We start from the raw sequence: 26042 nt of genomic DNA on the forward strand, positions 1-26042 counted from the left end.
CGTCGGAGTACACCTGGCGCCGCACGGCCGAGCTGACGGTGGCCGCGTACCGCCGGGCCATGGGCTAAGGCCTGTCTCGTAGATCATCATGTGAAGTCCCGCGCCGACCACCGGAACCTCAGGGGACCGTGACGACACCCAACCACCACCCACCCCGACACCCACACCATCCGCCGGAACGCAACGCACACTTTCAATCCCGGGGAGGCGGACTAGGGCGCTTGTGAGAGGGTGCGGTCGTGGTAGACAGCCATGAGGCCAAGCGGATCGAGACCACCAACCACGAGCGCCAGACGCTCGCCGCGAGCCGGGGGTGGGGCTTCTCGCCGGACGCGCCGGAACTGCTCGAGCGGTGGCCGCTGAAGCCGTTCACCGAGATCGGCGACAAGCGGCTGGTGTTCGGTGTCGTGTCGGGCAACGCGGGCGGGATCGCGTTCACCGCGTTCGACTACCACCGCCGGCCCAAGGTCACCAACTGGCAGAAGCACGGCAAGACCACGATGTCGATCGACACCATCCTGATCGACACGGTGTGGGTGGTGAGCCTGCCGGGCGCGCTGCCGCGGTTCCAGGTCTTCGACAACGCGGAGCCCAACTTCGACGAGACGGGCACGGTGCCCCCGCAGACCGCCGACCCGAAGGTGAACCGCTCCTACCTCCTGGTCGAGACCGACCCGGCGGTGGCGACGCAGATGCTGACGCCCCAGGTGACGGCCGTGATGAAGCAGTTCAAGCTGCACAACTGGGCGGTGTCCGGGGCGGAGTTGCTGTGCGTGAAGCACCCGATCTTCGGCCGCGTGAAGCCGGAGGAGCTGACCACGAAGGTGAGTGAGCTCGGACAGCTCATCGCCGCGCTGCCGCCGCACCTGTGGCAGCAGGGCACCCAGCAGTCCGCGCAGCCACAGCCCGCGCAGCCTGCGCCGCCTCAGCCGTATCAGCAGCCCCCGCAATACCAGCAGCCGCAGCCGTACCAACCGCAATATCCGCCGCAGCCGCAATACCCGGGCTATCCGCAACCGCAGCCGCAGTACGGCTATCCCCAGCCGGGCCATCCGCAGCAATACCCGCCCCAGCCCGGCTACCCCCAGCAGCCGTATCCCCAGCAGCCGTATCCGGGCCAGCCATATCCGGCACAGCCCCCACAGCCATACGGCCAGCCCGGCTACCCACCACCCGGCTACCGCTGAATTCGCGCGCGGCCGATCTCCCGCATCCCTGCTGACCTGCCCGAACAGGCGGAGGCAGCACCGGGGGGCGTGGCCGCCGGCCCCCCGGTATCAATTCTACGGGCGGCCACCGACAAAACCCCGCGCCGCCAAGGAAACCATCCACAGCCGCGAGACAAGAGGCGGCCCGCAGGGCGAGACCAGCCGCCCGCTCGCCACCAAGTTCAGCCGAAGCAGGCCGCCGTCCCCAATCCGGCTGCGGCGTGCTCGTCAGTTGCCGTGCAGGGCGTCAGTTGCCGCGGAGAGCGTCGCCGTGTTCGGCGAAGGCGGCGGTCAGTGCCTCGCGCCACGGGCGCAGCGGCTTCAGGCCCGCCTCCCGCCACTCCTCATCGGACAGCACCGAGTACGCCGGGCGCGGCGCCCGCCGGGGGAACTCGTCGGACTTGCACGGCCGCACCCGCTTCGGGTCCAGGCCCAGCTCGCTGAACACGGCCCCGGCGAGCTCGAACCACGTGGTGGTCCCGGCGCCGGTCGCGTGGAGGATCCGCTCGGCCGGCGGGTCGGACCCGACAGCCCGGGCGGCCAGCTCGAGCAGACCGACGGCCAGATCCCCCGTCCACGTCGGCGAACCGCGCTGGTCGTCCACGACGGACAGCGTCTCGCGCTCGCCGGCGAGCCGGGCCATCGTCTTGACGAAGTTGTTGCCGTACGCGCCGTACACCCACGCCGTGCGCACCACCCACGCCCGCGCGCCGGAGCCGAGCACGGCCTCCTCGCCGGCCGCCTTCGTCGCCCCGTAGACCGACCGCGGCGCGATGGGATCGCCGGTCCGGTAGGGACGGTCGGCGTCGCCGGCGAAGACGTAGTCCGTGGACACGTGCACCAGCGGCACGTCGTAGGCCGAGCACGCCGCGGCGAGCAGCCGGGGTCCGTCCGCGTTGAGCGCGAACGCCTTGGTGCGGTCGGACTCCGCGGCGTCGACCGCGGTGTAGGCGGCCGCGTTGATCACGACCGGGGGCACCGACGCCGCGGCGGCAGCGGCCGCGAGCGTCTTGACCGCCTCGATCACCGCGCCCGCGTTGGTGACGTCCAGCTCGGCCGAGCCCGGCGCCCGCACCTCGGCACCCGCCGGCGCGCGCGCCACCAGCTCGCGGCCGAGCTGCCCGGTCCCGCCGGGCACCAGGAGCGCGAGCGACATGTCAGTTCCCGGGGAGCTTCGCGCGGTCCTTCAGCGCCTCCCACCAGGCCCGGTTCTCCCGGTACCAGGCGATGGTGCTGGACAGACCCTCCTCGAAGGACATCAGCGGCCGGTAGCCCAGCTCGGCGGAGATCTTGGTGATGTCCACCGAGTAGCGCCGGTCGTGCGCCTTGCGGTCGGGCACCCGCTCGACCATGGACCAGTCCACCCCGAACGCCTCGAGCAGCTGCTCGGTGAGCTCGAGGTTGGTGAGCTCGGTGCCACCACCGATGTTGTAGATCTCGCCCGCCCGGCCGGCGTCGGCGACGAGCTGGATGCCCCAGCAGTGGTCGTCGACGTGCAGCCAGTCACGCACGTTCTGGCCGTCGCCGTAGAGCGGGACCTTCTTGCCGTCCAGCAGGTTGGTGACGAACAGCGGGATGACCTTCTCGGGGAACTGGTGCGGTCCGTAGTTGTTCGAGCACCGGGTGATGCACACGGGCAGCCCGTGGGTGCGGAAGAACGAGCGGGCGAGCAGGTCCGAGGACGCCTTCGACGCCGAGTACGGCGAGTTCGGCTCCAGCGGGTGGGTCTCGGGCCACGAGCCCTCGTCGATCGAGCCGTAGACCTCGTCGGTGGAGACGTGCACGAACTTGCCGACCTCGGCGTCCACCGCGGCCTGCAGCAGCGTCTGGGTGCCGACCACGTTGGTCATCACGAAGTCCGCGGCACCGAGGATGGAGCGATCCACATGCGACTCGGCGGCGAAGTGGACGACCAGGTCGGTGCCCGGCATCAGCTCGCGGACCAGCTCACGGTCGCAGATGTCGCCGCGCACGAAGCGCAACCGCGGGTGGTCCTTCACGGACTCGAGGTTGGCCTCACTACCCGCGTAGGTGAGCTTGTCGAGCACGACCACCTCGGCGTCGGCCAGCGTGGCATAGGCGCCACCCAGTACCTTCCGGACGTAGTGCGATCCGATGAAACCGGCGCCACCGGTGACCAACACCCGCATAGAAGCTCCACCAATTCCTTCACTCGGAGATAAACCCGCAAGGGGCACTATTGCGTCCTAATCGATAGCGAGACCGCGGCCACCGGGGTCACGTCTCGGTATCCTACTGGTCAAGTTCCGTCGGGGGACGGGGAGGAGCGTGCGTGGAAGAACGTACGCAGGTGCTGGCTGCTCACCCGCGGGCGCCCAGCGGCTGGCGAAGGACCGGCCGTTACACCGGTCGCTCGGTGGCCGCGCTCGCGTCGGTGGCGGTGCTCGGCACCATGGGTTACGGCTGGTGGGCGGTCGGTGACGTCAACGCGGGGACCGTCACCACCGAGGTGATCCCCAAGGAGGTCCAGGACCAGCGCGTCCCGCTCGACGGCGCGGTGGACATGCTGCTGGTCGGCATCGACAGCCGCATCGACGCCTACGGCAACCCGCTGCCCCGCCAGGTGCTCGACATGCTCCACGCCGGCATCAGCGACGGCGAGCGCAACACCGACACCATGATCCTGGTGCACATCCCCGTCGACGGCACCCGCGCGGTCGCCATCTCCTTCCCGCGCGACTCCTGGGTCCAGCTCGCCGGCGACTTCGGCCACCACCGGCTCAACTCCGCGTTCGCCTACGCCTACAACGACGCCCGGGAGCGGCTGGCCAACACGGCACCCAACGAGAAGGAACTCGGCGCGCAGGCCACCGTCGAGGGCCGCAAGAACCTGATCAACACCGTGCAGGCGCTCATCGGCGAGGCGGTCACGATCGACCGCTACGCGGAGGTCAACCTGGCGAGCTTCTACGAGGTCACCAAGGCCATCGGCGGCGTGGAGGTGTGCCTGAACCAGGCCGCCCACGACCCGAAGTCGGGCGCCAACTTCACGAAGGGCCCGCAGACCATCGCCGGCGCGCAGGCGCTCGCGTTCGTCCGCCAGCGCTACGGCCTCAAGAACGGCGACCTCGACCGGATCGTGCGCCAGCAGGCGTTCCTCGGGGCGCTCGCCGACAAGGTGCTCTCGGCCGACATGCTCACCAGCCCGGGCAAGGTTCGCGAGCTGATCACGGCGGTGCAGAAGTCGGTCGTGCTGTCCACCGGCTGGCAGCTGTCGACGTTCGCCGCGCAGATGTCCGGCCTGTCCGCGGGCGGCATCGACTTCTACACCATCCCCACGCTGGGCGACGCCAAGATCGGCGGCGCCGACGTGCTCCGGGTCGACCCGGACCAGGTGGCGGCGTTCGTGAAGTCGCTCACCACCGACGCGTCCACGACGAGCTCGTCGGCCCCGCCATCGAGCGCGTCCGACCCGGTGCCCGGCACCACGTCGACGGCGAGCAGCACGCCGGACGAGGGCAACCGGCCGTCGCTGGGCCTGGTCACCGTCGACGTGCGCAACGGCTCGAACACCTCGGGCCTGGCCGCCACCGTGCGGGACAGCCTCGTCGAGAAGGGCTTCAACCCAGGGCAGCTCGGCGACTCCGCCGTGCGCAGCCGGTCGGTGATCCGGTTCGCGCCGGGCGAGCAGAACCTCGCGCAGTACGTGGCCGACGAGCTGGGCGTGCCGTTCCAGCTGCAGGAGGACGTCAACCAGCAGACCAACCGGCTCTCGATCGTGCTGGGCCTGGACTACCAGCCGCCGGCCGCGGGCCTCTCCGGCCACGGCCTGGTGACGACGGGCCAGCCGTCGAGCTCGCCCAGCCAGCCCCCCTCGTCGGGCACCAAGCCGCCGCCCCAGCTGAACGCTTCCGGCCTGAACTGTGTGAACTGACTCCTGCGTGACCCAGGTGACGGAAACATCCTCCATGCGGTGGACGACAGCCCAAGGAGGGCGGATCCGTCGGTGTCATTGGCTAGCCTGAGCCGGGGGTCCATCGCGCGGGGGAGGTGAGCTGGGTGCCGGACGAGTCCGGAGTCGACGAGCCGACCACCTATGCCGCCGCCGTCGGGTCGGTGCGCCGCTGGCCCGACGACGACCTCGAGGATCCCGCGCACGACGACGAGCCGGAGCCCGCGCCCGTCCGGCCGCGGCGCCGGGTGTCGCCGGTGCTGGTGCTGGGCCGGGTGCTCGTGGGGCTGGTGTCCGCGGTCGCGCTCGCCGCCATGTCGATGGTCTACCTGCGCATCGGCGAGCTGGACAGCAGCAAGAACACCACCGACGCGGTCGCCGACGCGCAGCAGGGCAAGGACGCGCCCCCGCCGGACGACGGCGCCAACGACATCCTCATCGTGGGCAACGACAGCCGCACGGACATGCAGGGCCATCCGCTGTCGGCCAAGCTGCTCAAGGAGCTGCGCACCGAGGCCACCCAGACGCTCAACACGGACACGCTGATCCTGCTGCGCATCCCCCGCGACGGCGGCCGGGGCGCGGCCATCTCGATCCCCCGCGACACGTCGGTGCGGGTCCCGGGCCTGGGGCGGGACGAGAAGATCAACGGCGCGTTCGGCATCACGAAGGCGCGCACCGCCGAGAAGCTGGTCAACGAGGGCGAGAAGGACCGGGCCAAGATCGAGCGGCTGTCCGACGACGCCGGGCGCACCGCGCTGATCCAGACCGTGCAGGTGCTCACCGGCGTGCGCGTCGACCACTACACCGAGGTGAGCCTGTACGGGTTCTACCTGCTCACCGAGGTCATCGACGGCGTGGACGTGTGCCTCAAGCGGTCCACGAGCGACCCGGACTCGGGGGCGTCGTTCGCGGCCGGGCCGCAGACCGTGCGCGGGGGTGACGCGGTGTCGTTCGTGCGGCAGCGCAAGAACCTGCCGCGCGGGGACCTCGACCGGATCGTGCGGCAGCAGACGTTCCTGTCGGCGGCGATGAACAAGGTCCTCTCCGGCGACCTGCTCACCAACAACGCCAAGCTCAACGCGCTGGAGGACGCGGTGTCCAAGACCGTGGTGATGGACGCCGGGCTGCACTTCCTCGAGCTGGTCAACCAGGCGCAGGTGCTGGCCACCGGGCAGGTTCGGTTCGTCACGATCCCGGTCACCGGGGTGGGGGCGCGCAACGACCGGGGGCAGAGCATCATCACGGTCGACATCCCGGCGGTGCACGACTACGTGGCGGGGCTGGTCACCAGCACGCCGCCACCGGCCGCACCGCCGGCCACCTCGCCGCCGGCCAAGTTCGGCGGGTCGCGGCCGCTGGACCTGACCGCGCCCGCCGCGGCCTCGGCTCGCGTCGCCGTGCCGTGCGTGTACTGATCGTTTGGGAGTTCGCTTGAGCCTCACCGAGACGCTGCTGCGGCCCTACGCCGGGTCGCCCGCCCGGCCGCTGGTCACCCACTACGACGACGCCGCGGGCACGCGGGTCGAGCTGTCGGTGGCGACGCTGCGGAACTGGGCGGCGAAAACGGCCAACTGGCTGGTCGAGGAGCACGACGTCGAGCCGGGTGACCGGGTGGCCACGCTGCTGCCGGCGCACTGGCAGACGGCCGGGGTGCTGCTGGGTGCGTGGTGGTGCGGTGCCGAGGTGGTGGCCGACCCGCTCGATGTATCGGTGGCCTTCGTCCCCCCGGGCGGCTCGGCGGCCGGCGCGCGGGCCGTGGCCGCGGTGTCCCTGGACCCGATGGGCCGCGACCTGCGCGGCGACGTGCCCACCGGGGTCGTCGACTACATCGCGGAGGCCCGCCTCCACGGCGACGACTTCCTCGCGCCGGCCCCGGTTCCCGGCGACACCCCGTGCCTGGCCGGGTCCACAGTGGACTCCATCCTCGCGGCGGCCCGCCGGCGCGCGGAGACCGAGGAGCTGACGGCATCCTCGCGTGTTCTGTCCACACTGGACTGGACGGTCCCCGAGGGCGTGCTGGCCGGGCTCGTCTCGGTGCTGGCCGCGGGTGCCTCGCTGGTCCAGGTGACCAACCCGGACCCCGACCTCGTGACCAAGCACGCCGACACCGAACGCGTGACGGTCACGCTCACCTGACGACCCGGCCCTGAGCGCGTCCGCGCGTCCGGGTCAGCCCTTGAGCAGGGCGCGGGCCATGACCATGCGCTGGATCTGGTTGGTGCCCTCGTAGATCTGGGTGATCTTGGCGTCGCGCATCATGCGTTCCACCGGGAAGTCCTTCGTGTAGCCGGCGCCGCCGAAGAGCTGGACCGCGTCGGTGGTGACCTCCATGGCGATGTCGGAGGCGTAGGTCTTCGCGGCGGAGGCGATGAAGCCCGCGCGCTTGTCGCCGCGCTCGGAGGCGGCGGCGGAGGTGTAGACGAGGTGCCGGGCCGCCTCGATCTTCATGCCCATGTCGGCGATCATGAACTGCACGCCCTGGAAGTCGGCGATGCGCTGGCCGAACTGGCGGCGGTCCTTGACGTAGGCGAGCGACGCGTCGAGGGCGCCCTGGGCGATGCCCACCGCCTGGGCACCGATCGTGGGGCGGGTGTGGTCGAGGGTGCGCAGCGCGGTCTTGAGGCCGGTCCCCGGCTCGCCGATGATGCGGTCGGCGGGGATGACGCAGTTCTCGAAGTAGATCTCGCAGGTCGGCGAGCCCTTGATGCCGAGCTTGCGCTCCTTCGGGCCCACGGTGAAGCCGGGGTCGTCCTTGTGGACCACGAACGCGGAGATGCCGGCGGCCTTCTTCTCGGCGTTCGGGTCGGTCACGACCATCACCGTGTACCAGGTGGACTCGCCCGCGTTGGTGATCCACGCCTTGGTGCCGTTGAGCACCCAGGTGTCGCCGTCGCGCGCGGCCCGGGCGCGCATCGACGCGGTGTCCGAGCCGGCCTCGCGCTCGGACAGCGCGTAGGACGCCGACGCCTCGCCCGACGCGATCGACGGCAGGACCAGCTTCTTCACCTCTTCGGAGCCCGACAGGATGATCGGCTGGGTGCCGAGCTTATTGACCGCCGGGATGAGCGAGGCCGACGCATCGACCCGGGCGACCTCCTCGATGACGATGCACGCGGCGATGGCGTCCGCGCCCTGGCCGTCGTACTCCTCGGGCACGTGCACCGCGTTGAAACCAGCGCGTGCCAGCGCGTCGCGCGCCTCCGCCGGGTACCGCTCGTGCTCGTCGACCTCGGCGGCGTGGGGCGCGATCTCCTTCTCCGCGAGCGCCCGCACCGCCTCGCGCAGCGCCTCGTGCTCCTCGCTCAGCTGGTACTGGCCCTCCACCGTCGCCACCTCCTGGTGCGCATACCCGTAACACACAGATGTTAGCGCTCGTTCACGTCGCCGTCCGCCTCGTCGTCCGATGTCACACCGAGACTTGACCGCAATGCGGCGTCCTTGTCGAGCACGAGCCGCTCGAGGTCGGCGCGGAACTCGACCAGCCGGCTGCGCAGCTTCTCGTCGGACGCGGCCAGCACGCGCACCGCGAGCAGCCCCGCGTTGCGCGCGCCGCCGACCGACACGGTGGCGACCGGGACGCCGGCCGGCATCTGGACGATCGACAGCAGCGAGTCGAGCCCGTCGAGGTACTTCAGCGGCACCGGCACGCCGATGACCGGCAACGTGGTGGCCGAGGCGACCATGCCCGGCAGGTGCGCCGCCCCGCCCGCGCCCGCGATGATCACCCGTAAGCCGCGGTCGGCCGCGTCGCGCGCGTAGTCGAGCATCCGCTGCGGGGTGCGGTGCGCGGACACCACGCTGACCTCGTAGGGCACCTCGAACTCGTCGAGCGCCTCGGCGGCGGCCTTCATCACCGGCCAGTCCGAGTCGCTGCCCATGATGACGCCGACCAGCGGTGTCATGTCCGCTCCCCTGTGTTGATGCCTGTGCTCGTGCCTGTGTGGATGTCGTATCCGTCGAGCCACTCGGCGTGCGAGAGCCAGTGCGCGGCGAGCTTGGCCCGCGCCCGCACGTCGGCCATCCGCAGGCCGAGCAGGGTGACGTGGCCGATCTTGCGGCCGGGCCGTTCCTGCTTGCCGTAGTAGTGCACGTGCGCGTCCCGGTACCGGGCGAGCAGGTGGTGCAGCCGCTCGTCCGTGCTCATCGCCGGTGGCTGCGGCGCGCCGAGCACGTTGGCCATGACCACCGCGGGCGCGCGCGGCTCGGTGGCGCCGAGCGGGTAGTCGAGGACCGCGCGCAGGTGCTGCTCGAACTGCGAGGTCTCGGCGCCCTCGATGGTCCAGTGGCCGGAGTTGTGCGGGCGCATCGCGAGCTCGTTGACGACGAACCCGGCGGCGGTCTCGAACAGCTCGACCGCGAGCACCCCGACGACCCCGAGCTCGGCGGCGATCCGGAGCGCGAGCGCCTGCGCGTCCTCGGCCCGCCCGGCGTCCAGACCCGGCGCGGGGGCGAGCACCTCGACGCAGATCCCGTTGGACTGCACGGTCTCGACCACCGGCCAGCAGCCACCCTGGCCGAACGGCGAGCGGGCGACGACTGCGGCGAGCTCGCGGCGCATCGCGACCCGCTCCTCGACCAGCAGCGGCGTGCCCCACTCGAGCAGCCGCGGGACCAGCTCGCGGGCCGACTCGGGGCCGTTGAGCATCCAGACGCCGCGGCCGTCGTAGCCGCCGCGGGCCGCCTTGAGCACGCACGGCCAGCCGTGCTCGTCGCCGAACTTGACCACGTCGTCCACTTCGGACACCGCGGCGAACGGCGGCACCGGCAGCCCGAGCGAGGCGAGCTTGTGCCGCATGACCAGCTTGTCCTGCGCGTGCAGCAGCGCCTCGGGCCCGGGCCGGACGACGACGCCGCGCTCGACCAGCGCGCGCAGGTGCTCGGTAGGCACGTGCTCGTGGTCGAACGTGAGGACGTCGCAGCCGTCGGCGAACGCGGTGAGGGCGTCGAGGTCGGTGTGCGCGCCGAGCGTGACGTTGGGCGTGACGAGGGCGGCCGACTCGTCCATCGACGTGGCCAGGACGTGCAGCGACTGGCCGAGCGCGATGGCGGCCTGCTGGGTCATCCGGGCGAGCTGGCCGCCGCCGACCATGCCGACGATGGGCAGTCCGGTTCGGGTGTCCACCTGGCCCTACCTTCCCGTCCGGCGGATCCGGAACAGCAGTACGAGGCCGGCCACGAGCGGGACCAGCAGGTAGGCGCTGCCGAGCACGACCTCCGGCGGCGTCCACTCGAGCTCGGGCTTGACGCCGGGCGGCCGCGACGGGTCGGACGTGCGCATGATCAGCAGCACGCAGCTGGCGAACACCGCGACGACGGCGCCGAGCCCCGCGAGCACCCGGACGCGCGCCGCGCCGTGCGGCAGCTCGTCGGGCAGCCGGCTGAGCAGGTAGACGACGAGCGGCACGACCCAGACGTAGTGGTGCGACCAGGACACCGGGCTGAGCAGGAGCCCGAAGAACGCGGTGACCAGCAGCGCCGGCAGCGGTTGGCCGCCGAGGTGGAACCGGCGGGCCAGGTAGACGGCCGGGACCGCGAGCACGGCGCCGATGCCGATGGCGGCGGCGAGGGCCCAGGGGGCGAGGTCGCTGAGCCGGAGCACGAGCCCGTTGAGCGACTGGTTGCCGGCCCAGAACGTGGGGCCGGTGCGCGCCGGGTCGGTGACCGCGACGGTCCAGAAGCGGGCGAAGTCGTGCGGGATGATCGCGAAGATCAGCCCCTGGAGGACCGCGAAGGTGGCGAGCGCCCGGACCGCGTCCTTGCGCCGCCCGATGAGCCACAGGTGCGGCACGAAGATCAGCGGCGTGAGCTTGACCGCCGCCGCGACGCCGACGAGGACCCCGCCGAGGTGGCGGGCGCGGCCTTGCGCGGCGCCCAGGACGAGGACGTCGGTGACGACCAGGGCCATGAGGATGAGGTTGATCTGGCCGAGGAGGAGCGTGCGCCAGACGGGCTCGATGCCCAGCGCGAGGACCGTCAGCAGGATCGTGGTCTTCGCCGGGGTCAGCCAGCTCGGCCGCCGCGGCAAGGCTTGGATCGCGGTGCGGATGACGAGCGCCAGGGCGAGTACCGAGACGGCGCCGAGGATGCCCCAGGAGACCTGGGTGGCGAACAGCGCGAGGGGGACGAACAGGAGCGCGCCGGTGGGTGGGTAGGTGAACGGGAGCCTGGCCCAGGGTGGTTCGGACGAGAGGAAGTCGTTGTCGTACAACGGTTCGCCGGTGAGCAGCGCGATGGCGCCGGACCGGTAGACCGCGCTGTCGACACCGAGCCGCCAGTGGATGACCCAGCTGACGACTCCCGCCACGAGCAGGCCGGCCGGGACCGCGAAGAGCGCGAGCGTGGTGGGCCTGGAGGCGAAGAGGCGCCGCAGCGAACGCGCGAGCCAATGCCCGTCATCGACGCGGATGACAGGCGTGTCCCGGACGGTCTCGCTCACGTTCGCAAGGAAACCACGCCGGACCGCCAACCGATCGAGCCGCCCTGCCCCGAACCCGGAGTTGTCCACAACCGATGGAGTTGTCCACAGCCAAGATCGACAACCCCGATCCCGTGGCCCCCCAACGATAGGGTGGAACCTAGGCGCGGCTGATGTGCTGCAACAGCTCCCGCGCCTCTTCGGCCGTGTCCGGCAGCGTCTCCACGCGCAGCCACGGCCGCCGGCCAGACGACAGCTGCGGGTCCACCGACAGCCGCTCGATCAGGAGCCAGCCGGCGCTCAGCGCGCGGTCACCGAAGGACGGCTCGCGCGGCGCCAGCACCACGGCCACCGACGGGCCGAGGATCGCGATGCTCTCCCCGCCGTCGAAGACGTCCCGCAGCACGTCGGCCGCCAGGACCATCGCCATCAGGCGTGGCCAGCCGTTCACCTTGGACAGGTCCAGCGTCACCGCCAGCAGCGAGTGGCTCCCCGACACGGGCACCTGGTCCCGGGCGGCCTGCCGGTACACCTCGGCCAGCCGCGTCCGCAGGTAGGCGTGCGTGGTCAGGCTGGTGAGGTTCTCCGTCGTCTCGGCGTTGCGCAGCTCGCCGCACGACGCGTCCGCCCAGGCCAGCGCGGCCGCCCGGACCAGCGCCGTCGGCGCGGCGTTCGGGTCGGTGGCGATCAGGCCGTTGGCGCTGTCGGGGTTGGTGAGCACCGCGTGCAGGGCGGCCAGGTCCGTCAGCGTCTCGTCCAGGCCGGCGCCGGCTTCGGCGCGAGCCCGGCCGAGGCCTGTCAATGCCCCGGTCAGGTCCGTCTTGAGCACGGCGGAGGAGCACACCGCGTCGACCTCGGGCAGGCCCCAGTCACTGGGGAACCGCCAGCCAGCGGCGATGCTCGCCGTCCGCCAGCGCGCTCGCAACACCCGCAGCGCCCGGTCAGTACCCTCGGCGTCGCCACGGTGTGAGCGCGACCCGGCCTCACGTACTGTCACTTGTCGTCCCATCCTCCGACCCGGCGCGTTCGACCTAGAAACGCGAACGAGCGACACCTGTGACGCCGTTCGGGGGAACTGTTCCAGTCATGGGCCGGTGAGGGGACCCCGTACCGCCATTCCGGTGATCGGATGATGCCGCGTTCGGCGGGATCCGTCACACTATGCGCGGGAGCGCGTCTATAGAGGATCCGAGGAACATTTCCCCCGGTCCTTGGGGGTAGACGTGTGCGAGTAGAGGAGGATCGTGGCCACCCTTCCCGCTGAAATCGAGGGGCCCAGTGATGCGGACCTGATCGATGCGGTGCGCAAGGGCACCGTGTCCGCCTACGGGTCGCTCTACGAGCGGCACGTCGCTTCCGCCTACAACCTCGCCCGCCAGCTCAGCCGCTCTCCCGCGGAAGCCGACGACCTCGTCTCCGAGGCGTTCGCCAAGGTGTTGGACACGCTCCGTGCAGGCCGCGGGCCGGACTCAGCCTTCCGGGCCTACCTCCTCACGGCGCTGCGTCACACCGCGTACGACAAGACCCGGCGCGACCGCAAGGTCGAGCTCTCCGAGGACGTCGAGACGGTCAGCGGGGTGAGCACGGCAGCGGTCAGCGAGCCGTTCTCCGACACCGCGGTCGCCGGCCTCGAGCGCTCCCTGGCCGCGCGGGCCTTCGCCCGGCTGCCCGAACGCTGGCAGGCCGTCCTCTGGCACACCGAGATCGAGGGCCAGTCCCCGGCCGAGGTCGCGCCGATCCTCGGCCTCACCGCCAACGGCGTCTCCGCGCTGGCCTACCGCGCCCGCGAGGGACTGCGCCAGGCCTACCTGCAGGTTCACCTCGCCGAGACCACCGAGCGCCGCTGCCGGGCCACCGCCGAACGGCTCGGCGCCTGGACCCGCAGTGGCCTCGCCAAGCGGGAGAAGGCGCAGGTCGAGGCGCACCTCGACGAGTGCGGCCGCTGTCGCGCGCTGGCCGCCGAGCTCGCCGACGTCAACGGCGCCATGCGCGGGATCGTCGCGCCGCTGGTCCTGGGCATCGGCACGGTCGGCTACCTGGCCGCCGCCGGTGCGGCGAAGGGCAGCGCCCTCACCGCGGTCGGCACCGCGGCGGCCGCCGGCACCTCGGCGGGTGGCGCCGCGGGCGCGGCCTCGTCCGCACCTCGCCAGTTCCTCGGGGTGGCCGCGTCCGGCGTGGCGCTCGCCGCCGCGATCGCGGTCGGCCTCACCGCCGGCGGCGGCAACCAGGAGATCCCGGTCGCCGCGCCCACGCCCACCCAGCAGCAGCCGCCGCCCACCCAGCCGCAGGCCCCGGCGCCCGAGCCGCAGCCGCCGGCGCCACCGGCCCCGCCGCCGCAACAGCAGCAGCCCAACCCGCCGGCCCCGCCGCCACCCGCGCCGAACCAGCCGGCCCCGGCGCCGCCGAACCTCACGGCCACGCCACCGGCCACCCCGGTGAGCCTCGTCGCCGGCGGCCAGCCCGCCGACCTGCCGATCACCGTCCGGAACACGGGCGGGACGGTGTCCGAGCCGGCGGTCGCCTCGCTGAACCTGCCGTCCGGCGTCACCGCCATCCCGGCCGGTCCGAGCCGCTACGGCCACCAACCGATGCTGCGGCTGAACGGCGCACGCAAGGCCGGCACGGTCAACTGCCCCGGCGGCACCGGCACCGTCACCTGCACCAGCGGGACCGGCATTCAGCCGGGCGACAGCGTCACGCTGCTGTTCCGCCTGGTCGCGGACGCGAACAGCCAGGGCGGCCAGGTCACCGGCACGGTCACCGCGGGCACCGCGATCAACGTCAGCGTCGCGGTCCGGGTGGACGTCAGGCCGCCGACCGCGGTCGACGCCGTCGTCCTGTCCGCCGACGCCGAGTGGCTCGGCCTGCTGCCCGGCATCTGGCTGCAACCCACGCTCGAGGCGCGCGCGGACAACACGGGCACCAGCTCCAAGCCGATCACCGTCACCGTCGACCAGCCAGGCCAGCTGCTGTACGCCAGCCAGAAGATGACCTGCACCGTCGGCGGCGGCCTCACCTGCACGACCGACGCCGAGGTCGCGCCGGGCGAGCGGCTCAAGATGGTCTTCGAGCTCGACCCCGACCCGTGGCCGGTCCGGTCCGGCGACAGCAAGCCGCACCGCGAGGTCCACGTCGGCGCGACGCTCGGCACCGCGCGGGACAGCAAGATCGTCCAGCTCGGCAACTGGCTCTGGCCGCACCCGCCGGGCACCCTGCCGCCGACGCCGGTTCCGCCGCCGTCCTCGTCGTCGGAGCAGCAGCCGCCGCCGGAGCCGCCGGGTCAGAACCAGCCGAACCGGCCCCCGCAGCACCACGGGCCCACGACGCCGACGGACACCACCACGCCGACCACGCCACCGTCGACGCCACCGGACCGCTCCGAGCCGATCCCGCCCTCGCCGGCCGACCCGCCGTCCACCGCGCCGCCGGGTGACGGTGGTCTGGGCGGGTTGCTCGGCTGGCTGCTCGGTGGCGGCCGGTAGGGGCTGACTCGCGGCTCGCGGCCGGGTGCAGCAGGGCTACAGAACGATCACTGAGTGTGTTCGGAGCGCCTAGCCTCGGTCACCATGAGCAGGGAGATCGTCAGGTTCCTCATCGTGGGCGCCATCTGCAACACGGTGTCGACGGTGCTGAACTACGTGCTCAAGTACACGGTGCTGACCGATAACCCGGTCACCGCGCTCACGATCGCGGTCATCATCGCCACGATCGTGTCGTACGTGCTCAACCGTGATTGGTCCTTCAGCACCCGCGGCGGCCGCGAGCGCCAGCACGAGGCGGCGCTGTTCTTCCTCATCAGCGGCATCGGCGTGGGGCTCAACTCGGCGCCGCTGTACGTGTCGCGGTACTTCCTGGGCCTGGAGGTGCCGCACGTCGGGCTGGTGACCCAGGAGGTCGCGGACTTCGTCAGCGGCATCGTCATCGGGTCGCTCGTGGCCATGATCTTCCGGTACTGGGCGTTCCGGAAATGGGTGTTTCCGCAGGCCAATGCCCGACCGCAGGCGATTCGTGGCAGCTTGTCCGAAGCACCCCCCGAGCCGGGCGAGAACGGGCGGGCGGCCTGAGGCTGCCGGTAGCTCTCCGTAGACTGCGGGCGTGACCGTCGTCGACTCCGTGCTGGCCTGGGTTCCCGAACGCCTGCGTGCCGTGCTCATCAAGCATCGCGAACTGCTGAAGTTCGCCGTCGTCGGCGGCACGACGTTCGTGATCGACAACGGCCTCTGGTACCTGATGAAGTTCACGATCCTGGAGGACAAGCCGGTCACCGCGAAGATCATCGCGATCATCGTCGCGACGATCGTCTCGTATGTCCTCAACCGCGAGTGGTCCTTCCGCACCCGCGGCGGCCGCGAACGGCACCATGAGGCGGCACTGTTCTTCCTCATCAGCGGCATCGGCGTCGCGCTCAACTCGGCGCCGCTGTACATCTCGCGCTACTGGCTCAACCTCGAGGAACCGCACGTGTCGCGCCTGGTCCAGGAGGTGGCGGACTTCACGAGCGGCTCGATCATCGGCATGCTGCTGGCGATGTTCTTCCGCTTCTGGGCCTTCAAGCGCTGGGTCTTCCCGGACGAGCTGGGCGGCCGCCGAGGCAGCAGCCCGACGACCGACGACCCGGTCGAAGAACTGGGCCACTCGTAACGCCTGCGCGGTGACCCCGAGCGCGGGAGATGCGAGCTGAGGGTCAGCGGGGGGAGCGTTCGGCGGGCCAGCGGACGCCTTGGACGTCTCCTGCTCTTGGGACCGGCAAGAACACCGTGAACGTCGCGGGCCGTTTCGTCGAGAGTTCCAGGCGGCCGCCGTCCGAGTCGATCAGGGCGCGGGCCAGGGCCAGGCCCAGGCCGGTGGAGCCGCCGCCCGAGACGCCGCGTTCGAAGATGTGTTCTGCCAGCTCGTCGGGGACGCCGGCGCCCAGGTCCGACACCTCGATCACCACCGACGGGCCCGTCGCGCCCGTGCCGTCGCCGCGGGCGGCCAAGGTCACCGTCCCCGAGCCGTGCCGCAGGGCGTTGTCCAGCAGCACACCGATCACCTCGCGCAGGCGGGCCGGGGAGACCTTCCCCCAGAGGCCGTCCTGGAGTTTGAGCTTCAGGGAACGACCCTCGGCGCGCAGGGGGGCCCGCCACTCGTCGGCTATGCCCAGCAGCTCGCTGCCCAGGTCGACCGGCTCGGCGCCGACGGCCCTGGCCTCGCGCGCCGCGGCCATCAGCTCGTCCAGCACGTCCGCCAGCCGCTCGGCCTGCTCCAGCGCCGCCCTCGCCTCGTGGGCGATGGCCTCGTCCGGCACCACCGTCAGCTCCTCGATGCGCAGCTGCAGCGACGTCAACCGGCTGCGCAGCTGGTGCGAGACATCGCCGACCAGCTCGCGCTCCCGCTGGACGAGCTGCGCCAGCGCGGTGGCGGACGCGTCCAACGCCTCCGCGACCATGTCCAGCTCGTGCACGTAGTACCGGGTCCGATCCAGCCGGAAGTCGCCCGCGCCGAGCCGGGACGCGCGCTCGGCCACGTGTCTGAGCGGCCGGGCCAGCCGGCGCGCGGTGACACTGGCGACCACGAAGCCGATCGCGATCGTCGCCACCACCACCAGCGCGACCAGCAGCGCCACCTGCGTCTGCCTGGTCCGCATGGGCGCGGCGTCGATGGACAGCCGCACGGTGCCGTGCTGGACGATCGGCACCTCCTCGGTGACCGTGTCGCTCTGCAGCTCCGGACCGAGGCTGAGCCGCTGCCCGGTGTCGGGCAGCGTGACCAGCAGGTGCCCGCCGGGCGGGACGGCGAGCTGCACGCGGTTGAGGTCGAGGTCGCGGCCGTTCGCGACCTCGTCGTCCAGGGTGGCCGCGATCTGGCGGACCCGGCCGGCGAGGTTGTCCCTGGTCAGGCTCTCGACGATGGCCGTCGCCGTATAGCCGAGCGGGATGCCCAGCAGGCACGCGGTGACGGTGACGGCCAGCAGGATCGCCAGCAGGATGCGACGGCGCACGGCTTTACTCGGCGTTGAACCGGAACCCGACACCGCGCACGGTGGCGATCCGGCCCGCGCCGTGGCCGAGCTTGCGGCGCAGCCACGACATGTGCATGTCCAGCGTCTTGCTGGTCTTGAGCTCGGGACCGCCCCACACCTCGTCGAGGATCTCCTCGCGGGTGACGACCTGGCCGGCACGCTGGATCAGCACCCGCAGCAGCTCGAACTCCTTGTTGGCGAGCGTGACCTCGACGCCGTCGACGATGACCAGCCGCGCGGCCAGGTCCATGCGCACGCCGTTGACCTCGACCGTGCCCGGAGCCTGGCGCCGCAGCAGCGCGCGGATCCGGGCGAGCAGCTCGGCCAGCCGGAACGGCTTGGCGACGTAGTCGTCCGCCCCGGCGTCGAGGCCGACGACGAAGTCGACCTCGTCGGCCCGCGCGGTCAGCATGAGGACCGGGATGCCACGCCCGGCCGCTCGCAGCCGCCGGCAGACGTCCAGGCCGTCGATCCCGGGCAGCCCGAGGTCCAGGACGAGCAGGTCCACCCCGCCCCCGTTGGCCGACTCGTACGCACTGTGGCCGTCGACCACGACGCGCACGTCGTACCCCTCCCGATTCAAGGCTCGGGACAGCGGATCCGCGATCGCCGCGTCGTCCTCGGCCAACAGCACCACGCTCACGCCGTTAAGACTAGGCGTGACAGCATGCCGGCATGCCGAGCCATGCTGACGACCTCTCCGTCGCCCTGCGGTTGGCCGACGCCGCCGACGAGATCACCCGGGCGCGGTTCCGTGCCGCCGACCTGGTGGTGGACCGCAAACCGGACCGCACGCCGGTCACCGACGCGGACACCGCGGTCGAGGACGCGATGCGGTCCGTGCTCGCCCACGAGCGGCCGGCCGACGCGATTCTCGGCGAGGAGCGAGGCGGGACGCTCGGCGCGGGACGCACGTGGATCGTCGACCCGATCGACGGGACGAAGAACTTCCTGCGCGGCGGGCCGGCCTGGGCGACGCTGATCGCGCTGGTCGACGAGGGCCTTCCGGTGGTCGGGGTGGTCAGCGCGCCGGCGTTCGGGCGGCGGTGGTGGGCCTGCGCGGGCGGCGGCGCGTTCGGCACCTTCCTCGAGGAGGCGCCGCGCCGGCTGCGGGTGTCCGGGGTCGCCTCGCTCGAGGACGCGTACCTGTCGACCACGGACGTGAACGCCTGGACGCAATACCACTCGCGGGAGCGCTACCTGGCGCTGGCGGAGGCCTGCTGGGAGACCCGCGCGTTCGGCGACTACTGGCAGCACTGCCTGGTGGCCGAGGGCGCCATCGACATCGCGGCCGAGCCGATCGCGAACGCCTGGGACCTCGCCGCGGTGCAGATCGTCGTCACCGAGGCGGGCGGGGAGTTCACGGACCTGTCCGGCAAGCCCGGCTTCGACCACGGCACCGCGCTGGCGACGAACGGCCGCCTGCACCAGGCCGCGCTGGCGATCCTGAACGGTTAGACGGCGGGCGCCGGCAGGAGGCCGACGGCGCCGCGGACGACCTGGGCCCACGCGAGCCGGCCGAAGAGGTAGTGGCAGGCGACCTGCTCGTTGGTGAACCGGGCCCAGTCGTAGCGGTTGCCCTGCTCGCGCCAGAACACCTCCCAGCCGTAGCCGCCCTCCTCGTCCGGGTGCTCGTCGCGGACCAGGCACCACGAGTTGTCGGCCTCGACACCGACCGACACGATCGCCGTCGGGACGCCGACCGCCGTCAGCCACTCGGTGATCGACTCGGCGTTCATCGTTCCTCCTGCGTGACGTCGGCCAGGTAGCCGAGTGCGACGAGCTCCAGAGCCGAGTGCGTGGTGCGGTACCGCACGCCGCCGCCGGTCTGGGCGAACCAGGCCGCGGACACCGCGCGCCACACCGGCAGCGGCCGCAGCGCGCGGTACCGGCGGTAGCCGTGTTCGAGGTGCGCCGGCGGCAGCGAGCGCTGCGCGAACGGCGTGCCGGCGGCCGCGAACACCCGGCCCTCCCAGCGGCCGAACCGGTCGAGCTCGGCGCCCTCCTCGAGCACCTCCGGCTCGCCCGGTGCGCTGCCGCCCTCGGGGTACTGCTCGCCCGGCGGCCACGCGAACTCCACGCCGTCGCGGCTGATGCCCTGCGCGGTGACGCTGCCGAAGCGCACGAGGTACCGGCGGTCCCAGTCGCGCTCGTGCTCGCCGCCGAGCGGGTCGTGGCCCTCGGCCAACGCGGTGACCTGCGGCGCGTCCGCGGGCAGCGCGTCGGAGGGCACCAGCGGGGACACGCCTTCGCGCAAGGCGGCCCGCCGCCCGGCGCTGTCGACGAGATCCGACCGCGGGTGGTCGCCCGGCTCGAAGCGCAGGCCGGGGGCGTAGTCGAGCTCCGGCGGTGGCGGCGGCAGCTGCCGAGCGGGCCGAGCCGCGGCGACCGGCATGTGGCCGATCGGGAACATGTGGACCCAGAACAACGCCAGCGCCTGGTCGCGCTCACGGCCCGGCGCGGCGGCGGGTGCCGCCGCGGGCTGCGCGGGCGCGGGTGGGACCGCCGCGCTGTAGGCACCCTTGCGCGGCTCGGGCAGGGGGACCTCGGCGGGGCGGACGAGCGGCCGGTCGACCGGCCGGGCCGGGCCGCCACCCGCGGCCGCGCCGCCGGGTGCCGCGCCGACGCCGGGTGCCGGACCACCGACGGGTGCCACGCCGCCGGGCGCAGGGGCGCCGCCGACCATGCCGCCGGGCACGGCCGGTGCGCCGGTGAAACCCGGGCCGCCGGTGAACCCGGGGCCGCCGGTGAACCCCGGCGTGCCGCCGAACGCGGGACCGCCGCCGAACCCGGGCGCGGGTGCGCCACCGACGGGCGGCGCGACGGGTGGCAGGCCGGCCGCCGGCCCGGCACCGGCCGGCGCCACATCGACGCCGGCGAACCCGGCCTGGACGGTCTGGCCGGTGGGCGGGGTGGGGCGGTTGTCGACGAAGTCGCCGCCGGGGCTCCAGGGGTTGTCGCCGCGGCCGGGCCCGTCGCCGATGGTGACGGGGCCGGTGACGTCCGGATGGCCGCCGGGGTCCGGGCGGGCCGGGTCGAGGGTGCCGGGGTGGCCGCCGACCAGGTCACCGGTGTTGCGCGCGGTGTCGCCGACCAGGTTGGCACCGTGACCGCTCTGGCCACCCTGGCCACCCTGGCCGCCGGGGCCGTCGCCGACCAGGCCGGTGGCGCCGCGAGTGGTGTCGTCGACGACGTCGGTGACGCCGCGGACGGTGTCGCCCACCGGGTTGCCGCCATGACCACCGTGACCGCCACCGTGACCGCCGCCGACCAGATCGGTGGCGCCCTGGGTCGTGCTGTCGACGAGGTTCGTGGCGTGGTGGGTGGTGCTGTCCACCACGTTGGTGACGCCTCGCACGGTGTCGCCGAGCAGGTTTCCTCCCCCGTGGGTGCCCGGGCCGCCGTGGGCGCCGGGGCCGCCGTGGTCCTGGCCCGCGCCGACCAGGTCCGGCGCGCCCGCGACCGTGTCGGTGGCCAGGGTCGACACGCCGCTCAGCAGGCTCGGGCCGTGCGTTCCGGGGTTGGCGTTGACCGGCGGCTGGACCGCGGCCATGTCGACCCCGGTGGCCGGCTGCACGGCGCTGATCAGGTTCGACTCGATGTGGGCCACGTTCGCGGACGTGCCGCGGATCGCCGTGTCCAGGCCGGCCAGGGCCGTGGGGTGGCCGGCCGCGGCGGCGGTGTGCGCGGCGTCGGAGTTCTGCGCCAGCGCGACCAGGTTGCGGACGATCTCGACCTTGGCCGTGCCGACCTGGCTGGCCGCGTGCTCGAGGCGGTCGGCGGCGTCGTTCATACCGCGGACGGTGCCCGTGAGGTGCCCGGAGTCGGGCTCGACGAACGCCTGCCAGTGCTGCGCGGCGGCGGTGCCCGTGTCGCCCTGGACGGCACCCAGCGCGGTGCGGACGGTGGTGTCCGCGTCCGTGGTGAGCGTGGTCATGCTGGTGGCCGCGTCGCGCCAGGCCTGGGCCGAGCGGGCCATGGCCTCCTCGTCGGCCTGCGGCCAGGCCACGCCGGCCTGCGTGGCGACGGCGGCGAGCTCGGGGGGCAGTTCGATACCCATGGCCTACGCCTCGGCGATGTCGGGGCCGGCGGCCCGCAGCCGGTCGACGCCGCCCTGGTCGTCGCTGGTGTACTGGGCGGCCGTGCCAGCGAACCGGGCGCCGACCCCGCCGAGCTGTTCTGGCAGCGACCCGAGCTGGGTGACCGTGGCGTCGGCCGGCCCGGCGTGCGCGGACCCGAAGCTCTGGCCGACGGCGTCGGCACCCCAGCACCGCCCGTTCTCGGCGAGCGTCTCGGTGAGCGTGCGGTGGATCGCGCCGACCCGGCCGGCGAGCCCGTCGAACTGGCCCGCCTCCGTGGCCAGCCGCTCGGCGTCGGCGGTGTACCCGTCGTTCATCGCTGCTTACCCCCGGCCCGCATCCAGCTGAGATCCTCGAAGGTCTCCTCGGCATCCGGCGGCTCCGGCTTGAGCTCCGCCGGGGTGAGATCGGCCGTGCCGCGCAGCAACGCCTCCGGGTCGGTGTCCGGCGGCAGCACGGGCGCGAGGGCCTGGCCGGCCGCGCGACCGACCTTGGCCGCCGCGGCGGCGGTGAGCGCGACGACGGTCCGGGCCAGCTCGTGCGGGCGCAGCTGCCGGTAGGCGTTGTCGACGATGACCAGCCCGACGAGCTGCCCGGTGGCCCCGACCGTGACGGTGACCAGCCCGTCCTCGCTGGCGGCCGACTCCTGGATGGCGGCGAGCTTGCGCTGCACGGCGCCGAGTTGATCCCGGCTGCGGCGGTAGCCCGCCAGCAGTTCCTCGACCTGGGCTCGGTGGTCAGCCTCCACGGCTACCTCCGGTGGGGTGACGGCATGGTCGTCGGTCTCGTGTTGGACGCGTGTCCTGGCGAGCCGGTTCCCGTGGGTTTCGGTTCGTTATTACCGGAGCGCGGCGAGTACCGCAGCGTGGACCACGCGGGCCAGCGCGCCACCGATCGGCGAGCGAGGGCCGCCGAACGGCTCCGCGGCGCCCTCGGGCGGGCACAGGATCGCCGTCGCGTCGGTGCTCGTGCCGGTGCCGGGCACGCCCGCCTCCCACAACGCCTGCGCCTTGGCCTCCGCGACCGTGGCCACGGCGTTCACGAGCGCGGCGGGGGACAGCCGAACGGGAAGCAGGCACACCGCGTTGATCGTTCCCGGGCCCGGCAGCGCTACCTCGGCCGGCGCGGCGGCCCACGTCGGGTGGGCGCCGATGCCCGTGGTGACCGACGCGTGCACCTCGCCGTCGGACCGGTGGACCACCTCGCGGACGTCCACGGCGGTGAGGAACCCGGTGCCCGCACCCGTCAGGCCCAGCGCGGCGGCGATCTCCGCCAGGTGCACGTCCGGGTCCTGCCGGTCGTAGGCGTGGGAGACCGACGCGTTCACCACCCACCGCCGCAGGCCGAGGCCGCCGCCCAGCGAGCCCGACGACACGGCCAGCATCGGCGCCGGCAGCCGCCACACCAGCACCGCGTCGCCGGCGACGGTGGCCAGCTCGGGTGTCACCGGATCTCCTTGCGTACCAACGCCCGTCGCGTGCCGCGCCGGTCGAGGAGGGTGAAGCCCGCGGCGAGGAACATGTCGAGCGTGCCGTGGTAGAGGTCGCCCGACGAGCGCCGGGCGCCCTCGGTGTCGACCGGGTGCCCCTCGACCGCGTCGGCGCCCCGGCGAGCGGCGAAGTCGACGGCCGAGGAGAGCAGCGTGGCGGCGAGCCCGCGGCCACGGGCGCCGCGGTGGACGAAGAAGCACGTCACCGACCACGTCCCCGCGCCGGCGTCGGACGCGCTGATCTTCGACGTCGCCAGGCGCGGGTACGCCGACCGCGGGGCCACCGCGACCCAGCCGACCGGGTCGTCGCCGTCGAGCGCCAGGAGCCCGAGCGGGCTGCCGAGCCGCTCGCGCAGGAACGAGCGGTTGCCCGCGCCCCAGCCGGACCGGACCTCGGCGTGCGGCCGCATGAACCACGTGCACCAGCAGCCGCCGACGGTCTTGTTGGCACTGAACAACGTCTCCAGCGACGGCCACGTCCGCGGGGTCAGCTCGACGATGTCCACCCGTCAGCCGCGCAGGGCGCGCACCACGCGGGACGGGCTCGGCCGGCCGAGCGTGCCGGCGAGCCAGGCACTCGTGTCGGCGAGCCTGTCGAGGTCGACGCCGGTCGAGACGCCGAGGCCGTCGAGCAGCCAGACCAGGTCCTCGGTGGCCAGGTTGCCGGTGGCCGACTCCGCGTACGGGCACCCGCCGAGTCCGCCGGCGGAGGAGTCGACCGTGGTGACTCCGTGCCGCAGCGACTCGAGCGTGTTGGCGAGCGCCTGGCCGTACGTGTCGTGGAAGTGCACCGCCAGCGCGGACATCGGCACGCCCGCGGCGCCGAACAGACCGAGCAGCGCGGCGACCTGGCCCGTGGTGGCCACGCCGATCGTGTCGCCGAGGGAGAGCTGCGAGCAGCCCAGGTCGAGCAGCCGCCGGCCGACCGAGACGACGGCTGCCGGGTCGACCGCGCCCTCCCACGGGTCGCCGAAGCACATCGACACGTACCCGCGCACGTCCAGCCCCTCGGCCACGGCGCGGGAGACCACCGGGTCGAACATGGCGAACTGCTCGTCGAGCGTGCGGTTGAGGTTGCGGTTGGCGAAGGTCTCGGTGGCGCTGCCGAAGATGGCGATGTGCCGCACGCCGGCCGCGAGCGCGCGGTCGAGCCCGCGCTCGTTGGGCACCAGCACCGGGTAGCGCACACCGTCCCGCATGGACAGTCCGGCGAGCAGCGACTCGGCGTCGGCCAGCTGCGGCACCCACTTGGGGTGCACGAAGCTGGTGGCCTCGATGGTGGTGAGGCCGGCGTCCGCGAGCCGGTCGAGGAACTCGAGCTTCACCCCGACCGGCACGACCGCCGACTCGTTCTGCAGGCCGTCGCGCGGCCCGACCTCCCAGATCGTGACCGTGTCCGGCAGGCCGTCGGCCGGCACCCGGACCGGCAGCCCGAGCTCCCGCGCGGTCAACTCAGCGGCCCCGCGGGTCGCCCTGCGGCGGGTAGGGCTGGGTGCCCTGCTGGTACTGCTGGCTGCCGCGGCCGAAGTCGTCGTGCGGGTTGTCGTTGACCTCGCGGTAGATCAGCGTGTGGACCTTCTCGACCTTGGGGATGTCGTCGAACTCCAGCGGCTCCTGCGAGGCCGACTCGATGATCAGCGTGCCGCAGCCGAAGATGCGGTCGACCAGGCCGTGCTCGAACCGGACGCTGTTGATGCGGCCGAGCGGGATGTCGATGCCGGTGCGGTTGATCACGCCCTCGCGCGCCATGACGCGGTCGGTGGTGACGATGAAGTGGGTGGTCCGCCAGCGGATGAACGGCACGAAGAACAGCCAGCTGAGGATGGCCAGGCCGATGACCGCGATCGCGATCCAGGCGACCATGTTCCAGGACTGGTCCTGAACCAGGATGGCGAGCCAGATGCCGACCGCGAGCGTGACGATCAGCACGAGATAGGGCACCAGAAGCATCTTCCAGTGCGAGTGCTTGTGGAGAATGACGCGCTCGCCGTCGCTGAGCAGATCATCTGGATAGGGCACGGCGTCCTCCCGTAAGCGCCTCGCCGATGTGACGCGGTAACCGTACCGGCGAGGCAAGCGTCCGGGCGCCCGGACCGGTAAAGCTCAGGCCTCGTTTTTCAGATGGACCACGTCGCCCGCGGCCAGAGGGGTGGCCGTGCCGTCGTCGAGCTTGATCAGGAGCCGCCCGTCGGTGTCGACGTCGACCGCGACGCCGAGGTGGGCCGAGCCGTCCGGCAGCTCCGCGCGCACCCGCTGGCCGATGGTGCCGCAGGCCTCGCGGTAGCCGGTGAGCACGCCGCTGCGCTCGACGTCGCCGTCGGACAGCCGCCAGGCCGCCTCCAGCTCGACGAACGCCCGCAGCCACCCGGCGGCGAACGCGGTGCGGCCGGCGGTGGAGCCGGCTTGCTCCAGCGAGGTGGCGGGCAGTCCGCCCGGCCCGGCCGGGATGTCCTCGTCGAGGGCCCTGACGTTGACGCCGATGCCGACGACCACGGCCTGCGCGGCGCCGTCCGGGGTGGCCTCGGACAGGATGCCGGCGCACTTGGCGCCGTCGATCATGAGGTCGTTGGGCCACTTGAGGGTGGCCGCGACGCCGGCGACCTCCTTGGCGGCGTGCACGAGCGCGAGGCCGGCGACCATGCCGAGCGTGCCCAGCCGCGCGGCCGGCACGGCGGAGGGCCGCAGCAGCACGGACAGGTAGACCCCGGTCCCGGGCGGCGAGACCCACTGCCGGTCGCGCCGGCCCCGCCCGCCGGTCTGCGTGTCCGCGAGGAGCACGGTCCGGTCCGCGGCCCCGTCCCGGACCGCGGCGAGGAGATCGGCATTGGTGGACCCGGTACTCGCGACGACGTCCAGCGCCGCGTAGGGACCGTTCGGCGCCACCAGCTGCTCCCGAAGGGCCAGCACGTCCAACTCGTCATGTCCGGTCACCCG

At 72.8% G+C, this 26042-nt stretch carries 26 protein-coding genes; 8 read left to right on the plus strand and 18 right to left on the minus strand.

Annotated elements, in window-relative coordinates; all coding sequences use genetic code 11:
- Nucleotides 1-239: 239 nt before the first annotated feature.
- On the plus strand, nucleotides 240-1187 hold the full coding sequence (locus VGD70_RS12040) for a hypothetical protein (protein WP_331081103.1): 948 nt from the start codon (nucleotides 240-242) through the stop codon (nucleotides 1185-1187).
- A gap of 268 nt (nucleotides 1188-1455) precedes the next feature.
- Here VGD70_RS12040 and rfbD read toward each other — a convergent pair whose 3' ends face one another.
- Together rfbD and rfbB are read right to left on the minus strand one after the other, a co-directional pair.
- Nucleotides 1456-2364 (minus strand): dTDP-4-dehydrorhamnose reductase, encoded by a 909-nt coding sequence (rfbD, locus tag VGD70_RS12045; RefSeq protein WP_331081105.1) that lies wholly within the window; start codon nucleotides 2362-2364, stop codon nucleotides 1456-1458.
- A 1-nt stretch (nucleotide 2365) separates the two neighbouring features.
- Nucleotides 2366-3358 (minus strand): dTDP-glucose 4,6-dehydratase, encoded by a 993-nt coding sequence (gene rfbB, locus VGD70_RS12050; RefSeq protein ID WP_331081107.1) that lies wholly within the window; start codon nucleotides 3356-3358, stop codon nucleotides 2366-2368.
- A gap of 143 nt (nucleotides 3359-3501) precedes the next feature.
- Between rfbB and VGD70_RS12055 the strand changes: the two genes are divergently transcribed.
- From VGD70_RS12055 to VGD70_RS12065, 3 genes are all read left to right on the plus strand, one after another.
- Entirely contained in the window at nucleotides 3502-5103 is a 1602-nt protein-coding gene (locus tag VGD70_RS12055; protein WP_331081109.1) for an LCP family protein, read from the plus strand.
- Between the two features lie 125 nt (nucleotides 5104-5228).
- Nucleotides 5229-6539, plus strand: a complete 1311-nt coding sequence (locus VGD70_RS12060) for an LCP family protein (protein WP_331081111.1) — start codon at nucleotides 5229-5231, stop codon at nucleotides 6537-6539.
- Between the two features lie 16 nt (nucleotides 6540-6555).
- Nucleotides 6556-7260, plus strand: coding sequence for a TIGR03089 family protein (locus VGD70_RS12065; RefSeq protein WP_331081113.1), 705 nt, complete (start codon nucleotides 6556-6558; stop codon nucleotides 7258-7260).
- 33 nt (nucleotides 7261-7293) lie between these two features.
- On the opposite strand, the gene VGD70_RS12070 is transcribed toward VGD70_RS12065, so the two are convergent.
- The 5 genes from VGD70_RS12070 to VGD70_RS12090 form a co-directional block, all read right to left on the minus strand.
- Nucleotides 7294-8457 carry an acyl-CoA dehydrogenase family protein gene (locus VGD70_RS12070; protein ID WP_331081115.1) on the minus strand — a complete coding sequence of 388 codons (1164 nt, stop codon included), beginning with the start codon at nucleotides 8455-8457 and terminating at the stop codon, nucleotides 7294-7296.
- A gap of 32 nt (nucleotides 8458-8489) precedes the next feature.
- Complete coding sequence (gene purE / locus VGD70_RS12075; protein WP_331081117.1) at nucleotides 8490-9026, minus strand: 5-(carboxyamino)imidazole ribonucleotide mutase; 537 nt, start codon at nucleotides 9024-9026, stop codon at nucleotides 8490-8492.
- Entirely contained in the window at nucleotides 9023-10246 is a 1224-nt protein-coding gene (locus tag VGD70_RS12080) for a 5-(carboxyamino)imidazole ribonucleotide synthase (protein WP_331081119.1), read from the minus strand. Before VGD70_RS12080 ends, purE begins: the two co-directional genes overlap by 4 nt.
- Before the next feature lie 6 nt (nucleotides 10247-10252).
- Nucleotides 10253-11560, minus strand: coding sequence for a glycosyltransferase 87 family protein (locus VGD70_RS12085; protein ID WP_331081120.1), 1308 nt, complete (start codon nucleotides 11558-11560; stop codon nucleotides 10253-10255).
- Between the two features lie 139 nt (nucleotides 11561-11699).
- Entirely contained in the window at nucleotides 11700-12536 is an 837-nt protein-coding gene (locus tag VGD70_RS12090; RefSeq protein ID WP_331081122.1) for a GGDEF domain-containing protein, read from the minus strand.
- A 247-nt stretch (nucleotides 12537-12783) separates the two neighbouring features.
- Between VGD70_RS12090 and VGD70_RS12095 the strand changes: the two genes are divergently transcribed.
- The 3 genes from VGD70_RS12095 to VGD70_RS12105 all read left to right on the plus strand — a co-directional run bounded on the left by VGD70_RS12095 (nucleotide 12784) and on the right by VGD70_RS12105 (nucleotide 16180).
- Nucleotides 12784-15021 carry a sigma-70 family RNA polymerase sigma factor gene (locus tag VGD70_RS12095; protein ID WP_331081124.1) on the plus strand — a complete coding sequence of 746 codons (2238 nt, stop codon included), beginning with the start codon at nucleotides 12784-12786 and terminating at the stop codon, nucleotides 15019-15021.
- A gap of 84 nt (nucleotides 15022-15105) precedes the next feature.
- Nucleotides 15106-15603, plus strand: a complete 498-nt coding sequence (locus tag VGD70_RS12100; protein ID WP_331081126.1) for a GtrA family protein — start codon at nucleotides 15106-15108, stop codon at nucleotides 15601-15603.
- A 31-nt stretch (nucleotides 15604-15634) separates the two neighbouring features.
- Nucleotides 15635-16180: a GtrA family protein gene (locus VGD70_RS12105; protein WP_331081127.1), complete on the plus strand. Its 546-nt coding sequence runs from the start codon at nucleotides 15635-15637 to the stop codon at nucleotides 16178-16180.
- Between the two features lie 43 nt (nucleotides 16181-16223).
- Here the strand turns inward: VGD70_RS12105 and VGD70_RS12110 are convergent, their stop codons facing one another.
- On the minus strand, nucleotides 16224-17519 hold the full coding sequence (locus tag VGD70_RS12110; RefSeq protein WP_331081128.1) for an ATP-binding protein: 1296 nt from the start codon (nucleotides 17517-17519) through the stop codon (nucleotides 16224-16226).
- A 4-nt stretch (nucleotides 17520-17523) separates the two neighbouring features.
- Nucleotides 17524-18183, minus strand: a complete 660-nt coding sequence (locus tag VGD70_RS12115; protein ID WP_331081129.1) for a response regulator transcription factor — start codon at nucleotides 18181-18183, stop codon at nucleotides 17524-17526.
- 32 nt (nucleotides 18184-18215) lie between these two features.
- Here VGD70_RS12115 and hisN point away from each other — a divergent pair, with 32 nt between their 5' ends.
- Nucleotides 18216-18998, plus strand: coding sequence for a histidinol-phosphatase (gene hisN, locus VGD70_RS12120; protein WP_331081131.1), 783 nt, complete (start codon nucleotides 18216-18218; stop codon nucleotides 18996-18998).
- On the opposite strand, the gene VGD70_RS12125 is transcribed toward hisN, so the two are convergent.
- From VGD70_RS12125 to VGD70_RS12165, 9 genes are all read right to left on the minus strand, one after another.
- Nucleotides 18995-19279 (minus strand): hypothetical protein, encoded by a 285-nt coding sequence (locus tag VGD70_RS12125; protein ID WP_331081133.1) that lies wholly within the window; start codon nucleotides 19277-19279, stop codon nucleotides 18995-18997. The genes hisN and VGD70_RS12125 overlap by 4 nt on opposite strands.
- Entirely contained in the window at nucleotides 19276-21600 is a 2325-nt protein-coding gene (locus tag VGD70_RS12130) for a TNT domain-containing protein (RefSeq protein WP_331081135.1), read from the minus strand. Before VGD70_RS12130 ends, VGD70_RS12125 begins: the two co-directional genes overlap by 4 nt.
- A 3-nt stretch (nucleotides 21601-21603) precedes the next feature.
- Complete coding sequence (locus tag VGD70_RS12135; protein WP_331081136.1) at nucleotides 21604-21936, minus strand: hypothetical protein; 333 nt, start codon at nucleotides 21934-21936, stop codon at nucleotides 21604-21606.
- Nucleotides 21933-22367 carry a YbaB/EbfC family nucleoid-associated protein gene (locus tag VGD70_RS12140; RefSeq protein ID WP_331081138.1) on the minus strand — a complete coding sequence of 145 codons (435 nt, stop codon included), beginning with the start codon at nucleotides 22365-22367 and terminating at the stop codon, nucleotides 21933-21935. Before VGD70_RS12140 ends, VGD70_RS12135 begins: the two co-directional genes overlap by 4 nt.
- Before the next feature lie 90 nt (nucleotides 22368-22457).
- Nucleotides 22458-23066 (minus strand): adenosylcobinamide amidohydrolase, encoded by a 609-nt coding sequence (locus tag VGD70_RS12145; protein ID WP_331081140.1) that lies wholly within the window; start codon nucleotides 23064-23066, stop codon nucleotides 22458-22460.
- Complete coding sequence (locus tag VGD70_RS12150; RefSeq protein ID WP_331081141.1) at nucleotides 23063-23614, minus strand: GNAT family N-acetyltransferase; 552 nt, start codon at nucleotides 23612-23614, stop codon at nucleotides 23063-23065. The genes VGD70_RS12145 and VGD70_RS12150 overlap by 4 nt, the downstream gene beginning before the upstream one ends.
- Before the next feature lie 3 nt (nucleotides 23615-23617).
- Complete coding sequence (locus VGD70_RS12155) at nucleotides 23618-24559, minus strand: hydroxymethylglutaryl-CoA lyase (RefSeq protein WP_331081143.1); 942 nt, start codon at nucleotides 24557-24559, stop codon at nucleotides 23618-23620.
- 1 nt (nucleotide 24560) lies between these two features.
- The gene (locus VGD70_RS12160; RefSeq protein ID WP_331081145.1) at nucleotides 24561-25127 is read right to left on the minus strand and encodes a PH domain-containing protein; all 567 of its coding nucleotides are present in this window, start codon (nucleotides 25125-25127) and stop codon (nucleotides 24561-24563) included.
- 84 nt (nucleotides 25128-25211) lie between these two features.
- Nucleotides 25212-26039 carry a biotin--[acetyl-CoA-carboxylase] ligase gene (locus VGD70_RS12165; RefSeq protein WP_331081147.1) on the minus strand — a complete coding sequence of 276 codons (828 nt, stop codon included), beginning with the start codon at nucleotides 26037-26039 and terminating at the stop codon, nucleotides 25212-25214.
- Between the last annotated feature and the right edge of the window lie 3 nt (nucleotides 26040-26042).

It is taken from the genome of Actinophytocola sp. (genome assembly GCF_036402745.1).
GTDB lineage: Bacteria > Actinomycetota > Actinomycetes > Mycobacteriales > Pseudonocardiaceae > Actinophytocola.